This window comes from Pseudomonas oryzagri (assembly GCF_020831405.1).
Lineage (GTDB): Bacteria > Pseudomonadota > Gammaproteobacteria > Pseudomonadales > Pseudomonadaceae > Geopseudomonas > Geopseudomonas oryzagri.
Genome location: NZ_JAJHPU010000039.1, coordinates 81288 through 94624, shown reverse-complemented (window position 1 = coordinate 94624; position 13337 = coordinate 81288). Strand labels below are relative to the sequence as shown.

Annotated in this window: 14 protein-coding genes; 6 read left to right on the top strand and 8 right to left on the bottom strand. The window is 67.8% G+C overall.

Going from position 1 to position 13337, the window contains the following annotated elements:
• Window positions 1-91: 91 nt before the first annotated feature.
• The 3 genes from LMJ29_RS13780 to LMJ29_RS13770 all read right to left on the bottom strand — a co-directional run bounded on the left by LMJ29_RS13780 (window position 92) and on the right by LMJ29_RS13770 (window position 2886).
• The gene (locus LMJ29_RS13780; protein WP_229606087.1) at window positions 92-1882 is read right to left on the bottom strand and encodes an ABC transporter ATP-binding protein; all 1791 of its coding nucleotides are present in this window, start codon (window positions 1880-1882) and stop codon (window positions 92-94) included.
• Window positions 1875-2510 (bottom strand): DsbA family protein, encoded by a 636-nt coding sequence (locus tag LMJ29_RS13775; protein ID WP_229606086.1) that lies wholly within the window; start codon window positions 2508-2510, stop codon window positions 1875-1877. Before LMJ29_RS13775 ends, LMJ29_RS13780 begins: the two co-directional genes overlap by 8 nt.
• Before the next feature lie 61 nt (window positions 2511-2571).
• Window positions 2572-2886, bottom strand: coding sequence for a BolA family protein (locus LMJ29_RS13770; protein WP_229606085.1), 315 nt, complete (start codon window positions 2884-2886; stop codon window positions 2572-2574).
• Between the two features lie 171 nt (window positions 2887-3057).
• Between LMJ29_RS13770 and LMJ29_RS13765 the strand changes: the two genes are divergently transcribed.
• Window positions 3058-4452, top strand: coding sequence for a class II fumarate hydratase (locus tag LMJ29_RS13765; protein WP_229606084.1), 1395 nt, complete (start codon window positions 3058-3060; stop codon window positions 4450-4452).
• A 4-nt stretch (window positions 4453-4456) separates the two neighbouring features.
• Here the strand turns inward: LMJ29_RS13765 and LMJ29_RS13760 are convergent, their stop codons facing one another.
• Window positions 4457-5383, bottom strand: a complete 927-nt coding sequence (locus LMJ29_RS13760; protein ID WP_229606083.1) for a DMT family transporter — start codon at window positions 5381-5383, stop codon at window positions 4457-4459.
• 137 nt (window positions 5384-5520) lie between these two features.
• Here LMJ29_RS13760 and LMJ29_RS13755 point away from each other — a divergent pair, with 137 nt between their 5' ends.
• Window positions 5521-5748 (top strand): DUF6316 family protein, encoded by a 228-nt coding sequence (locus tag LMJ29_RS13755; protein ID WP_229606082.1) that lies wholly within the window; start codon window positions 5521-5523, stop codon window positions 5746-5748.
• 44 nt (window positions 5749-5792) lie between these two features.
• Here the strand turns inward: LMJ29_RS13755 and pap are convergent, their stop codons facing one another.
• The gene (pap, locus tag LMJ29_RS13750) at window positions 5793-7283 is read right to left on the bottom strand and encodes a polyphosphate:AMP phosphotransferase (protein WP_229606081.1); all 1491 of its coding nucleotides are present in this window, start codon (window positions 7281-7283) and stop codon (window positions 5793-5795) included.
• A gap of 124 nt (window positions 7284-7407) precedes the next feature.
• Between pap and mnmC the strand changes: the two genes are divergently transcribed.
• The 4 genes from mnmC (at window position 7408) to LMJ29_RS13730 (ending at window position 10589) form a co-directional block, all read left to right on the top strand.
• Entirely contained in the window at window positions 7408-9369 is a 1962-nt protein-coding gene (mnmC, locus tag LMJ29_RS13745) for a bifunctional tRNA (5-methylaminomethyl-2-thiouridine)(34)-methyltransferase MnmD/FAD-dependent 5-carboxymethylaminomethyl-2-thiouridine(34) oxidoreductase MnmC (RefSeq protein WP_229606080.1), read from the top strand.
• 113 nt (window positions 9370-9482) lie between these two features.
• Window positions 9483-10040, top strand: coding sequence for a Tll0287-like domain-containing protein (locus tag LMJ29_RS13740; RefSeq protein ID WP_229606079.1), 558 nt, complete (start codon window positions 9483-9485; stop codon window positions 10038-10040).
• A complete protein-coding gene (locus tag LMJ29_RS13735; RefSeq protein WP_090349244.1) occupies window positions 10033-10299 on the top strand; it encodes a metal-sensing transcriptional repressor in 267 nt (88 codons plus the stop codon). The genes LMJ29_RS13740 and LMJ29_RS13735 overlap by 8 nt, the downstream gene beginning before the upstream one ends.
• A 59-nt stretch (window positions 10300-10358) precedes the next feature.
• On the top strand, window positions 10359-10589 hold the full coding sequence (locus LMJ29_RS13730) for a YheU family protein (RefSeq protein WP_229606078.1): 231 nt from the start codon (window positions 10359-10361) through the stop codon (window positions 10587-10589).
• Between the two features lie 27 nt (window positions 10590-10616).
• On the opposite strand, the gene LMJ29_RS13725 is transcribed toward LMJ29_RS13730, so the two are convergent.
• The 3 genes from LMJ29_RS13725 to LMJ29_RS13715 all read right to left on the bottom strand — a co-directional run bounded on the left by LMJ29_RS13725 (window position 10617) and on the right by LMJ29_RS13715 (window position 13170).
• Window positions 10617-11045 (bottom strand): hypothetical protein, encoded by a 429-nt coding sequence (locus tag LMJ29_RS13725; protein ID WP_229606077.1) that lies wholly within the window; start codon window positions 11043-11045, stop codon window positions 10617-10619.
• A 152-nt stretch (window positions 11046-11197) separates the two neighbouring features.
• Window positions 11198-12856, bottom strand: a complete 1659-nt coding sequence (locus tag LMJ29_RS13720; protein WP_229606076.1) for a cation acetate symporter — start codon at window positions 12854-12856, stop codon at window positions 11198-11200.
• Window positions 12856-13170: a DUF485 domain-containing protein gene (locus LMJ29_RS13715; protein WP_229606075.1), complete on the bottom strand. Its 315-nt coding sequence runs from the start codon at window positions 13168-13170 to the stop codon at window positions 12856-12858. Before LMJ29_RS13715 ends, LMJ29_RS13720 begins: the two co-directional genes overlap by 1 nt.
• Window positions 13171-13337: the final 167 nt, after the last annotated feature.

Here is a 13337-nt window from a genome sequence, read left to right as displayed (position 1 = left end):
GGGCGCACCTTAGCAAATTACGCCCCGCCGGGCAGCACTCCCCTGCCGCCGGCGGCCCGCAGCGCAGCGACCCCTCACCGGGAAAGGTCGATTAATGCTGCAAATGGCCGTACAGGCGGGCGTACAGCCCGCCTTCGGCGATCAGCTGCTGATGGCCGCCCTGCTCGGCGATTCGCCCGCCGTCGAACACCAGCACGCGGTCGGCCTGCTTCACCGCCGACAGGCGGTGGGCGATGATCAGCGTGGTGCGCCCGCTGAGGAAGCGGCCGAGGGCCTGGTGCAGGGCGTACTCGGTGGCGGCATCGAGCGCCGAGGTGGCCTCGTCGAGGATCACCACCTTGGGCTCGGCGAGAATCATCCGGGCGATCGCCAGGCGCTGGCGCTGGCCGCCGGAGAGACGCACCCCCGAGCGGCCGACCACGCTGTCCAGGCCCTGCGGCAGGGCGCGCACGGTGTCGGCCAGTTGGGCGATCTCCAGCGCCCGCCAGCAGGCGCCGTCGTCGCGCTCGCGGCCCATGTTCAGGTTGGCGCGCACCGTGTCGTTGAACAGCGCCGGGTGCTGCAGCACCACCGCCACCTGCTCGCGCACCCGCTCCAGACCGATCTCCTCGAGGGTCGCGCCGCCGAAGCGGATGCTGCCGGCTTGCGGCGTGTAGAGACCGAGCAGCAGCTGCACCAGGGTGCTCTTGCCGCCGCCCGAGGCGCCGACGATGGCCACCTTCTCGCCCGGCGCGATGGCGAGATCGAGGCCATCGAGCACTGCCTCGTCGCGGTATGCGAAACGCAGGCCGCGCACCTCGATGCCGACGGTGGCATGCCCGGCGAAGGGATCGACGCTGCCCGGATAGCGGGGCTCGTCGGCGCGGGCGAGCAGTTCGTTGATCCGGCTCAGCGCGCCGCCGGCGGCGTAGTAGGCGTACTGCAGGCCGAGCAGCTGCTCGACCGGGCCGATCATGTACCAGAGGTAGCTGAACACCGCGAGCATCTGGCCGATCGACAGGTCGGAAAACAGCACGGTGAGCATGGCCGCGGCGCGGAACACGTCGATGCCGAACTGGAACAGCAGGCCGCTGGCGCGGTTGGCGGCATCGCTCTTCCACAACGAGGCCACCGCGTAGTCGCGCACCTCGCGGGCACGCAGGCCGAGGCGGCCGAGGAAGAAGCCCTGGCGGTTGCCGGCGCGGATCTCCTGGATCGCCTCGAGGGTCTCGGCGAGCGCCTGGGTGAAGCGCGCGGTGCTGTCGTTCTCCAGCTTCTTCAGGTGCTTGACGCGCTTGCCGAGCAGCACGGTGGCGTAGATCACCGGCGGGTTGAACAGCAGGATCAGCAGCGCCAGCTGCCAGTGCATCCACAGCAGGATGACCGCGGTGCCGGCCAGGGTCAGGATCGCCACCAGGAAGCGACTCAGGGTCTCGCCGACGAACTTGTCGAGGGTATCGAGATCGGTGACCAGATGTGCGGTCACCGTGCCACTGCCCAGGCTTTCGTACTCGCCCAGGGAGATGCGCTTGAGCCGCTCGATCAGGCGCAGGCGCAGGCGGTAGACCACATCCTTGGACAGCCCGGCGAACAGACGCGCCTGCAGCACGTTGAGCGCCAGCGCGGCGCCGCGCAGCAGCAGGGTGGTGCACAGGATCAGGCCGATGTAACCGGCGGCCTGCTGCCAGGCCGCCGGCAGCAGGCGATCCATGAAGCGCAGCGCGGCGTCGCCGTGGCCGAGCAGCACCTCGTCGACCAACAGCGGCAGCAGCAGCGGGATGGGCACGCTGCACAGGGTGGCCAGCACCGCCACCCCGTTGGCGATCAGCAGCGCGCGCCGGTGGCCCAGCGCCAGCCGGCGGATCTCCGCCCAGCCCAGGCGGTCGCCGGCCGGCTCAGCCATGAGCCAGATGCTCCAGCCAGCGCCCCAGCAGCGGGGCCAGGGCGTCCAGCGGCTGGTAGCCGTTGGTCAACAGCGCCAGCTGGCCATTGCGCTCGGCGAGCAGGGTCGGGAAGCCGGCGATGCCGAGGTTCTGCACCCGCTGGAAGTCGGCCGCGGTGGCCTCGCGCAGCGCGGCGCTGTCGAAGGCGGCGGCGAAGGCCGGGCGCGCCACGCCGGCCGCCTCGGCCAGTTCGACCAGCACGTCCGCCCGGCTGACGTCGCGTCCCTCGACATAGAAGGCCTGCTGGATGGCGCGCAACAGTGGCCAGAGCCGCGCAGGATCGAGCTGGCGCACCGCGACCAGCGCCCGACAGGCCGGCTCGGTGTCGTAGACGAAGCCCGCGGGCAGCGCGCCCTCGAAGCGGAAGGATTGCCCGGTGCGGGCGTGCACCGCTTGCCAGTGTTCGAGGATGTAGCCGCGCCTGCCGGCATCCAGGGCCTCGCGGGTGCCGGCGCGCAGGCCGCCGACCAGCAGGTGCGCCTCGACGCCGGCGGCACGCGCCTGCGCGAGCAGGGCCTCGAACACCGGCGCGAAGCCCCAGCACCAGGAGCACATGGGGTCCATCACGTAGAGCAGGCGGGCGTTCATCCGGCCTCCGGGCGCGGTATTCAGCAAGGAGCGCGCCTGCCGGCGGGCAAGCGCGGGCGACTCAGTGGGCGTGGCGGTCGTGCTTGCTGCCGCCCAGGCAGGCCGGCGAGTCCGGCGCGGCGCCCTGCGCGGCCCACTCCTCCGGAGTGTAGGTGTGCAGCGCCAGGGCGTGGAAGCTGCCCATCAGCTCGCCGAGGGTGGCGTAGACCTTCTGGTGGCGCTTGACCGAATTCAGGCCGGTGAACTGCGGGCTGACCACCACCGCCTTGAAGTGGCTTTCCTCGCCACGGCTGTGCATGTGGCTCTCGTTGTGGACTTCGAGGTGCTGCGGCTCGAGGGCGGCCAGCGCCTGCTGGATCTGTTCCTGTTTCGACATGGGGAGCTCCGAAATGCATGGGGCCGCCGGCGGCGGCGAGAGGATGGGGTCATTCTGCGCAGATCGCCCGCCCCGCTCAAGCGCGGCACTGTCGCAGCAGCGGGACGGACGGGGCCACGGCCCCGCCGGCGGCGGCCTAGACTGGGGAAAAACCGCCGCGGAGACCCTGCGATGAGCCGCATCGAAACCGACAGCATGGGGCCGATCGAGGTCCCCGACGAGGCCTACTGGGGCGCGCAGACCCAGCGCTCGCTGATCAACTTCGCCATCGGCGGCGAACGCATGCCGCTGGCGGTGATCCACGCCCTGGCACTGATCAAGAAGGCCGCCGCGCGAGTCAACGCACGCAGCGGCACCCTGCCGGAGGATATCGCCGCGTTGATCGAGCAGGCCGCCGACGAGGTGCTCGCCGGCCGCCACGACGACCAGTTCCCGTTGGTGGTGTGGCAGACCGGCAGCGGCACGCAGAGCAACATGAACGTCAACGAGGTGATCGCCGGACGGGCCAACGAATTGGCCGGCCAGGGTCGCGGCGGCAAGAGCCCGGTGCACCCCAACGATCACGTCAACCGCTCGCAGAGTTCCAACGACTGCTTCCCCACCGCCATGCACATCGCCGTAGTGCTGGCGGTGCACGAGCAGTTGCTGCCGGCCCTGCTCGAGCTGCACGGCGGCCTGCAGGAGCAGGCCCGGCGCCACGCCGGCTTGGTCAAGACCGGCCGCACGCACCTGATGGATGCCACGCCGGTCACCTTCGGCCAGGAACTGTCGGCCTTCGTCACCCAGCTGGAACTGGCCGACCAGGCCATCCACGCCACGCTGCCGGCGGTCTGCCAGCTGGCCCAGGGCGGCACCGCGGTGGGCACCGGCCTGAACGCCCCGCAAGGCTTCGCCGAGGAGATCGCCCGCGAGCTGTCGGAGCTGTCGGAACAGTTGTTCGTCAGCGCGCCCAACAAGTTCGCCGCCCTCGCCGGCCACGAACCGCTGGTCGCCCTCTCCGGCGCGCTGAAGACCCTTGCGGTGGCGCTGATGAAGCTGGCCAACGACCTGCGCCTGCTCGGCTCCGGGCCGCGCGGCGGCCTGGCCGAGGTGCGCCTGCCGGCCAACGAGCCGGGCAGCTCGATCATGCCCGGCAAGGTCAACCCGACCCAGTGCGAGGCGCTGTCGATGCTCGCCTGCCAGGTGCTCGGCAACGACGCCACGGTGAGCTTCGCCGCCAGCCAGGGCCACCTGCAGCTGAATGTGTTCAAGCCGGTGATCGTCTACAACCTGCTGCAGTCGATCCGACTGCTGGGCGATGGCTGCCGCAACTTCAACGAGCACTGCATCCGCGGTATGGAGCCGGATGCGACGCGCATGGCCGAGCATCTGGAGCGCGGGCTGATGCTGGTCACCGCGCTCAACCCGCACATCGGTTACGACAAGGCGGCGCAGATCGCCAAGAAGGCCTACGCCGAGGGCCTCAGCCTGCGCGAGGCCGCCCTCGCCCTGGGCTATCTCAGCAACGAAGAGTTCGACAACTGGGTACGCGCCGAGCGGATGCTGCAGCCCGGCGCGGAAGGCTGAACCCTCAGGCCTGGGGACGCGCCTTGAGCAGCGCGGCGAGCGCCGAGCCGGCGGCCACCAGCAGCGCGCCGCCATAGGCCAGCGCGTTGAGCGCCTCGGCCTGCACCGCGGCCGGCCACAACCCGGCGGCCGCGGCGACGGCCAGCAGGGTGACCAGCGGAGTCAGCGCCAGCGCAGCGCTGACCCGCGAGGCTTCCCAATGCGCCAGCGCCTCGGCGAAGGCACCGTAGGCCACCAGGGTATTCAGGCAGCAACCGACCAGCAGCCATAGCTGCAGGCTGTTCAGCGCCAGCAGCTGGCGCGGCTGCGCCCAGGGGGTGAGCAGCAGTGCGCAGGCCAGGTAGATCACCATCATGATCTGCGCCGAACTCCACACGGTGAGCAGCTGCTTCTGCGCCAGGCCATAGAATACCCAGACCAGCGCGGCGGCGAGCACGGTCAGCACGCCCAGCGTGTAGCTGCCGAGCGAGCCGAACAGCTCGTCCAGACGCTGATTGAAGAACAGGCCGAAACCGAGCAGCAGCACCAGCAGGCCAGCCAGCTGGCCGCCACTGAACGACTCGCGGAACACCACCAGGCTGGCCAGCAGCAACATGATCGGCGCGGTCTGGATCAACAGCTGGGTGGTGCCGGCGCTCAGCCGCTCGAGGCCGAGCAGGTAGAGCACGTAGTTGGCGGTGAGACCGAACACCGCCAGCCCGAGCAGCCACCGGCCGTTACCCTTGAGCGGCTGCAGCGCCGGCAGACGCCGGCAGGCGCCGAGCCAGACCAGGAGGATGAGCCCCGAGCTGAGCAGGCGGTACCAGGTGACGGTCACCGGGTCCATCGTCTGCAGGACCTGCTTGAGCATGATCGGCAACACGCCCCACAGCAGGGTGGTCACCAGGGTCAGGAAGAGACCGTACAGCCAACGGCCGGAAGAGATGTGCATGGGCAGTCCGAAAGCGGGCAAAGCGCGATTCTAGACATCCCCTCCTGCGCCGTCAGCCACTGGTCGCATGATCACCCCGCCACCGCAGCAGCGACTAGACTTGAAAAGTTAACGTCACTTGTCGGAGAGCGGCCCCCATGTTCGTCAAACGCCAAAACGATTCGGCACCGGCCACCCACTACCGCAGCGACCGCATCAACACAGTGGACGGCCAGTACTTTTTCGCCACGCGCGAGGGAACCCTGGAGGGACCGTTCTTCACTCGCTTCGATGCCCAGGAAGCGGCCAATCGCTATGTCGACAACTTGATGAGCCTCGCCCAGCCCGCCCTCGGCAACCCCGTGCAGCCGCAGCGCAGCTACTGAACGAGGCAGGTCCGCGCAGTATCACTGCTGCGCGCGACGGGCGCTCAGCGCGAGCGCTCGAAGGCCGCCTCGAGCGCCTCGTTGATCGTGCGCAGCACCTTGACGCGGGCGAAGCGCTTGTCGTTGGCCTCGATCAGCGTCCAGGGCGCAATCTCGGTGCTGGTGCGGTCGACCATGTCATTGACCGCATCGACGTATAACGACCATTTGTCGCGATTGCGCCAGTCGTCTCCGGTGATCTTGAAACGCTTGAACGAGGTTTCCTCGCGCGCCTTGAAGCGCTCCAGCTGGGTCTGTTGGTCGATGGCCATCCAGAACTTGACCACCACTACCCCGGCGTCGGTGAGCTGCTCCTCGAAGTCGTTGATCTCGCCGTAGGCGCGCAGCCAGTCGGCCTGCGAGCAGTATCCCTCGACCCGCTCGACCAGCACGCGTCCGTACCAGGAACGGTCGAACATGCTGAACTGACCGCGCGCCGGAATATGCCGCCAGAAGCGCCACAGGTAGGGCTGGGCCTGCTCCTCCTCGGTCGGCGCCGCCACCGGCACGATGCGGTACTGGCGCGGATCCAGCGCACCGGCCACACGACGGATCGCCCCGCCCTTGCCGGCGGCATCGTTGCCCTCGAACACCGCCACCAGCGCCTGGCGGCGCATGCGCTTGTCGCTCAGCAGGCGGGCCAGGCGCGCCTGCTCGCTCAGCAGTTGCTGCTGATAGGTTTCCTTGTCCAGGGCCTGGCTCATGTCCAGGCTGTCGACCAGACCGCGGTTGTCGATGCTGGCCGCCACCGGCGCGGCGTGCGGCTGTCGCTTGGGCCGCTCCTTCATCTGCAGCGCCGCCTGCAGGCCTTCCAGCAGAATGCGCCCGACAGTCAGGCTGCGGTAGCGCTCATCCGCGCCTTCCACCACGTACCAGGGCGCGTAGTCGCGGCTGGTGCGGCGCAGCACCCGCTCGCCGTGGCGCACGAACTTGTCGTAGGTCTTCGACTGCTGCCAGTCCAGCGGGCTGATCCGCCAGCTGTACAGCGGGTCGTCCTGCAGAGCCTTGAGACGGGCCTTCATCTGCTGCTTGGAGAGATGGAACCAGAACTTGAAGATCAGCGCGCCCTCGTCGCAGAGCATGCGTTCGAAGCGCTCGGCGCCGTCGATGGCCTGGTCCAGCTGGGCGTCGTCGATGCGCCCGTGTATCCGCCCTTGCAGCATCTGGCTGTACCAGTTGCCGAAAAAGATGCCGGTACGCCCCTTGGGCGGCAGGCGCCGCCAGTAACGCCAGTAAGGCGGGCGGGCCAGTTCCTCGTCGCTCGGCAGATCGAAGGTCTCGACCTGGATCAGGCGCGGGTCCATCCATTCGTTGAGCAGCCTGACCGTCTCGCCCTTGCCGGCCCCTTCGATGCCGTTGAGCAGGACGATCAGTGGAAAGCGCGCCTGTTCGCGCAGCTCGAACTGCGCCTGGAGCAGCGCCTCGCGCAGCTCGGGAACGGCGGCCTCATAGGTTTCCTTGTCGATCTGGTGGCCGATTTCGGCGGATTCGAACATGCGAGCTCTCCCTGGCGGTCCACAGCAGCCTAGCCGATGAGTAGGGGCGCCATGCAAGGGTTTTGCCTGCCGGGCACGCCCGTTCGGCTAGAATGGATGCCCTTTTTCGCCGCATACCGTACCGATGAACGAGCAACCGCACGCCCAGCTGGACTGGGACGAACAGGGCCAGCCGCTGTCGCGCGCCTTTGGCGACGTCTACTTCTCCCGCGCGTCGGGCCTGGAGGAAACCCGCCATGTGTTCCTCGCCCACAACCGCCTGGCCGAGCGCTTCGCCGCGCTGGGGGCGGACGAGTGCCTGGTGATCGGCGAAACCGGGTTCGGCACCGGCTTGAACTTCCTCTGCGCGTGGCAGCTGTTCGAGCGCGAGACCGCAGCCGGCGCCCGTCTGCATTTCGTCAGCGTCGAGAAGTACCCGCTGGGCCGCACCGATCTGGCGCGTGCCCTGGCGCTGTGGCCGGAGCTGGCGCCGCTGGCCGACCAGTTGCTCGCCCAATATGTGGCGGTACATCCGGGCTTCCAGCGCCTGGTGTTCGCCGGGGGACGGGTGACTCTCACCCTGCTGGTCGGCGACGTGCACGACTGCCTGCCGCAGCTCGACGCGCGCGTCGACGCCTGGTTCCTCGACGGCTTCTCGCCGGCGAAGAACCCCGAGATGTGGACGACGACGCTATTCGCCGAGCTGGCCCGCCTCTCCGCCCCCGGTGCGACCCTGGCCACCTTCACCAGCGCCGGCTTCGTGCGCCGCGGCCTTGGCGACGCCGGCTTCGTCATGGCCAGGGTCAAGGGCTTCGGTCACAAGCGCGAGATGCTCGCCGGGCATTTTCAGGGATCCGCCCAGCCTGCCGGCAAGCCGTGGTACGCGCGTCCGCCGAAGGTGCCAGGTCCACGCGAGGTTCTGGTGGTCGGTGGCGGCCTGGCCGGTTGTGCCACCGCGGCGAGCCTGGCGGCGCGCGGCTGGCAGGTCACCCTGCTCGAGCGGCACGCCGAGCTGGCGATGGAGGCCTCGGGCAATCCGCAGGGCGTGCTTTATCTCAAGCTGTCGGCCCATGGCACCGCGCTGTCGCAGCTGGTGGTCGGCGGTTTCGGCTACACCCGCCGGCAACTCGAACGCCTGGCGGACGGCCGGGACTGGAGCGCCTGCGGCGTGCTGCAGCTGGCCTTCGACGCCAAGGAAGCCGAGCGTCAGCAGCGTCTGGCCGCCGCCTTCCCCGCCGACCTGCTGCGTCCGGTGGATGCCGACGAGGCCACGCAACTGGCCGGCCTGGCGCTGGAACAGGGCGGCCTGTGGTTCGCCGAGGCCGGCTGGGTGCACCCGCCGGCGCTGTGTCGGGCCCTTGTCGCGCATCCGAACATCCGCGTGCTGACCGCCAGCGAGGCGTTCGAGCTGCATCGCCAGGACGGTCTGTGGCAGGCCCGCCAGGACGGCCGACTGCTGGCCCACGCGCCGGTCGCCGTGCTGTCCACCGCCAGCGAGGTGCTGCGCTTTCCCGCCGCCGCCCACCTCAAGCTCAAGCGCATCCGCGGGCAGATCAGCCGCCTGCCGGCCACCGCGGCCAGCCGCGCGCTGCGCACCGTGCTTTGCGCGGAGGGCTACGTCGCCCCCGTTCGCAACGACGAGCACACCCTGGGCGCCAGCTTCAATTTCCAGCGCGACGATCTCGCGCTGTCCGCCGCGGAGCATGCCGATAACCTCGGCATGCTTCGGCAGATCTCCCCGACACTTGCCCAGGCCCTGCACGCCGATCAGCTCGACCCGGCGAGCCTGGGTGGCCGCGCCGCCTTCCGCAGCACCACGCCGGACTACCTGCCGCTGATCGGCCCGCTGGTGGACGCCACGGCGTTCAACCTCGCCTATGCCGCCCTGGGCAAGGACGCGTCGCGCCGCCTCGATACGCCGGCACCTTGGCTGGAGGGGCTGTACGTCAATTGCGGCCACGGTTCACGCGGCCTGATCAGCGCGCCGCTGGCAGGCGAGCTGATCGCCGCCTGGCTGGACGATGAACCCCTGCCGCTGCCACGCGCGGTAGCTGAAGCCTGTCATCCCAGCCGCTTCCTGCTGCGCGAGCTGATCCGCGGACGCTGAGGCCAGCAACCAGCAGAGCCGCACCTCTCCAGATGGCGGATCGGCGTATTGCATTTGCGCGGGCCGCTCAAGATACTCCTGGGGGTACCCAGAAAGCCCGCCCAGGAGCCTCCATGCGCATCGCCACCCTTGCCTTGCTGATCGCCTTCACCAGCCAAGCCAACGCCACCGACAGCCAGCAGCTCGCCGCCGAGGGTGCTGCGCTGATCCCGCCGTTCCAGCAGCAGCTGCTCGCCACCGTCAAGGCCGCCATGCAGGACGGCGGGCCGGCCAAGGCCGTCGAGGCCTGCCAGCTGCTGGCCGCGCAGATCGCTGCCCAGCACAGTCAGGCTCCCTGGAAAGTCGGGCGTACGGCGCTTAAGCTGCGCAATCCGAACAACGCGCCGGACGCTTGGGAACGCCAGGTGCTGGAGCAGTTCGCCGCCCGCGCTGCCGCCGGCGAGCCGGTCGCCGACCTCAAGCATGCCGGGGTGGTCGATGGCGAGTTCCGTCTGATGAAGGCCATTCCCACCGGCGAACCCTGCCTCGCCTGCCATGGCCGGAACATCAAGCCCGAACTGGCCGCGGTGATCGACCAACGCTATCCGCAGGATCAGGCCCGCGGCTTCGCTCTCGGCGAACTGCGTGGCGCCTTCACCCTGCGTCGCCCCCTGGAAACCCGGAATGAGTGAAACCCGCCAGAACCATCAGGACGCCATGCTCAAGCGTCTGGCCCGCATCGAGGGCCAGATACGCGGTCTGCAGGCGATGATTCGTCGCGGCGAGGATTGCGAGGCCGTCGCCCAGCAGTTCGCCGCGGCACGCAAGGCCCTCGACCGCGCCTACCAGGAGCTGCTCGCCTGCCTGCTGGAAGAGGCGGTCCTCGACCCCGAGCAGGACAGCAGCGCCACCCTGGCGCGGGTGCGCAGCATCTTCACCAAGTACACTTGAGGCATGGAAGCTGACGGCAGCACGGACGCTGCGGTGTCCGATGATTTGCCGAGATAGCCATGCTGATTCCCCACGACCTGCTCGAAGCCGATACCCTGACCTGCCTGATCGAGGACTTCGTCACCCGCGAAGGTACCGACAACGGCGACGACACACCACTGGACAGTCGCGTCGCGAGGGTCCGCCACGCCCTCGCCCGCGGCGAGGCGGTGATCGTCTTCGATCCCGACAGCCAGCAGTGCCAGCTGGCCCTGCGCAGTGAAGTGCCGGCCGAATGGCTGGCCGACTGAAACCGCCTTTCGCCTCCAGGCGCCCCCTCAGCTGCGCAAGCCGCCCTCGTGCTCCCAGGCGCAGCGCATGCGCAGCACGCCTTCGCCGGGATGATGGCAGCCCTGCTCGCTCTCCCAGCGGAAGGTGTGAAAGCCGCGCAATTCGGTGTCCAGGTGCACCACCGCGCTGGACCAGTACAGGCGACCGAGTAGCGCCTCGAACTGCTTGAGCCAGGCCGCCCACTCGTACTCCACGGCGCGATAGCTGGCGCCGAAGTGGATCACCTGGGTTTGGTACAGACCATCGCCTTCGAAGCGGCAGAAGGAGAACATCTGCCGGCTGAGCAGCGACAACATGCCGATCTCCGGCAGCTCGTCGAGCACCCGCCGGTTGTGCTGGCGCCGCGCACGGTGCTCCTGCGGATCGCCGGACGGGCAATCGCGGATGCAGCCATAGACGATGGATTCCGGATCCACGCAGACACTCCCATGAGAACAGGGCCGCCTTCTATCACAGCGGCCGGCGGCAGAAAAGGAACTGCTCGCCAGTCGGCCCGACCTATTTCGCACGAACGAAAAAAGGGGCAGCCCGCAGGCTGCCCCTTTCAGGTCACGCGACCTCTGGTTGCTTAGTGCGCAACCGCACCAGTGGCGCCCAGACCGGTCTGCGAACGCACGAACTGCGGGAAGAAGCGCTCGCGCTCTTCGGCAGCCGACTTCGACTTGTCGGTGATCGAGAAGAACCACAGACCAGCGAAGGAAGCGATCATGGCGAACAGAGCCGGGTACTTGTAGGGGAAGATCGCCTCTTTGAAGTGCAGGACGTCGACCCATACGGTCGGGCTGAGGATGGTGAGCAGCAGGGCAGTAGCCAGGCCCAGCGCACCACCGATCAGAGCACCGCGGGTGGTCAGGTTCTTCCAGTACATGGAGAGGAACAGGATCGGGAAGTTGCAGCTGGCAGCCACGGAGAAGGCCAGACCCACCATGAAGGCGATGTTCTGGTTCTCGAAGGCGATACCCAGGACGATGGCCAGCACACCCAGAGCCAGAGTGGTGCGCTTGGTCACTTTCATTTCCTGCTCTTCAGTGGCCTTGCCCTGCTTGATCACGCAAGCGTACAGGTCGTGAGCCACGGCGGAAGCACCGGCCAGCGCCAGACCGGCAACCACTGCCAGAATGGTGGCGAAGGCCACAGCGGAGATGAAGCCGAGGAACAGGTTACCGCCTACAGCCTTGGCCAGGTGGATGGCGACCATGTTGGTGCCGCCGACGATGGCGCCGGTAGCGTCCTTGAACTCCGCATTGGTGCTGACCAGCAGGATCGCGCCGAAGCCGATGATGAAGGTCAGGATGTAGAAGTAGCCGATGAAGCCGGTAGCGTAGAACACGCTCTTGCGAGCTTCCTTGGCGTCGGACACGGTGAAGAAGCGCATCAGGATGTGCGGCAGACCAGCGGTACCGAACATCAGGGCCATACCCAGAGAGATCGCGGAGATCGGGTCGGAAACCAGACCGCCGGGAGCCATGATGGCCTCTTTCTTGGCGTGCAGGGCCACGGCGTCAGCGAACAGCTTGCTGAAGTCGAAGTTCACGGAGACGAGCACCATGATGGCCATGAAGCTGGCGCCGGAGAGCAGCAGCACTGCCTTGATGATCTGTACCCAGGTGGTGGCCAGCATGCCGCCGAACATCACGTAGCAGACCATCAGCACGCCCACCAGGATCACGGCCACCATGTAGTCGAGACCGAACAGCAGCTGGATCAGCTTGCCGGCACCGACCATCTGGGCGATCAGGTAGAAGGCCACCACGACCAGCGAACCGCAGGCGGACAGCACGCGGATCGGGGTCTGACCGAGGCGATAGGAAGCCACGTCGGAGAAGGTGAACTTGCCCAGGTTGCGCAGGCGTTCGGCCATCAGGAACAGGATCAGCGGCCAGCCGACCAGGAAGCCGATGGAGTAGATCAGGCCGTCGTAACCGCTGGTGAACACCAGGGCGGAAATACCCAGGAAGGACGCCGCGGACATGTAGTCGCCGGCGATCGCCAGGCCGTTCTGGAAGCCGGTGATGCTGCCGCCGGCGGTGTAGTAGTCAGCGGTGGAGGTGTTGCGCTTGGCCGCCCACTTGGTGATGCCCATGGTGAAGACGATGAACACCACGAACATGATGATGGCGGTCCAGTTCGTCGGCTGCTTCTGGACTGCGCCGGTCAGGGCTTCGCCCGCCAGCAGCATCGGGGAGGCTGCCATCAGGGCAGCCGCGGTCAGGAAACGAGAGATCATTATTTTTGGGCCTCGTTGATAATTTCCTGGGTGATACGGTCGAACTCACCGTTGGCACGCTGCACGTAGATGCCAGTCAGGATGAAAGACAGGAAGATAAGGCCCAGGCCCGCCGGGATACCCCAGGTGATGATGCCGCCTTCGCTCAGGGGGGCGCCCAGGAGCTTGGGATCGAATGCGATCACGAGGATGAACGCATAGTAGGCAACCAGCATGATGATGGCCAAAAGCCAGGCGAAACGCCCGCGCTTGGCCACCAACTCCTGGAAGCGTGGGTTGGCATAGATCTGCCGGTACACGTTTTCATTATTCATTGTTGGTCTCCACGTCAGTCGAGCCTCCCATTGGGCGGCATGTACGCTACTTTAGGTCCCTGCCGGCCGAGTACCAGACGACTTTAGTCGTGCGCGCGGTCCCCGCCCCAGCGGCCCATCCCTCTTGACAAGCCGCGCAGGCAATCCGGCGCCGGCGATTGAGCGCC

Bases quoted from the DNA above. Each gene is read 5' to 3' on its own strand.
- mnmC (WP_229606080.1), top strand. From the start codon at position 7,408: ATGAACGAGCAACCGCACGCCCAGCTGGACTGGGACGAACAGGGCCAG.
- LMJ29_RS13760 (WP_229606083.1), bottom strand. From the start codon at position 5,383: ATGCACATCTCTTCCGGCCGTTGGCTGTACGGTCTCTTCCTGACCCTG.
- LMJ29_RS13770 (WP_229606085.1), bottom strand. From the start codon at position 2,886: ATGTCGAAACAGGAACAGATCCAGCAGGCGCTGGCCGCCCTCGAGCCG.
- LMJ29_RS13780 (WP_229606087.1), bottom strand. From the start codon at position 1,882: ATGGCTGAGCCGGCCGGCGACCGCCTGGGCTGGGCGGAGATCCGCCGG.
- pap (WP_229606081.1), bottom strand. From the start codon at position 7,283: ATGTTCGAATCCGCCGAAATCGGCCACCAGATCGACAAGGAAACCTAT.
- LMJ29_RS13765 (WP_229606084.1), top strand. From the start codon at position 3,058: ATGAGCCGCATCGAAACCGACAGCATGGGGCCGATCGAGGTCCCCGAC.
- LMJ29_RS13740 (WP_229606079.1), top strand. From the start codon at position 9,483: ATGCGCATCGCCACCCTTGCCTTGCTGATCGCCTTCACCAGCCAAGCC.
- LMJ29_RS13715 (WP_229606075.1), bottom strand. From the start codon at position 13,170: ATGAATAATGAAAACGTGTACCGGCAGATCTATGCCAACCCACGCTTC.
- LMJ29_RS13720 (WP_229606076.1), bottom strand. From the start codon at position 12,856: ATGATCTCTCGTTTCCTGACCGCGGCTGCCCTGATGGCAGCCTCCCCG.
- LMJ29_RS13730 (WP_229606078.1), top strand. From the start codon at position 10,359: ATGCTGATTCCCCACGACCTGCTCGAAGCCGATACCCTGACCTGCCTG.
- LMJ29_RS13775 (WP_229606086.1), bottom strand. From the start codon at position 2,510: ATGAACGCCCGCCTGCTCTACGTGATGGACCCCATGTGCTCCTGGTGC.
- LMJ29_RS13735 (WP_090349244.1), top strand. From the start codon at position 10,033: ATGAGTGAAACCCGCCAGAACCATCAGGACGCCATGCTCAAGCGTCTG.
- LMJ29_RS13755 (WP_229606082.1), top strand. From the start codon at position 5,521: ATGTTCGTCAAACGCCAAAACGATTCGGCACCGGCCACCCACTACCGC.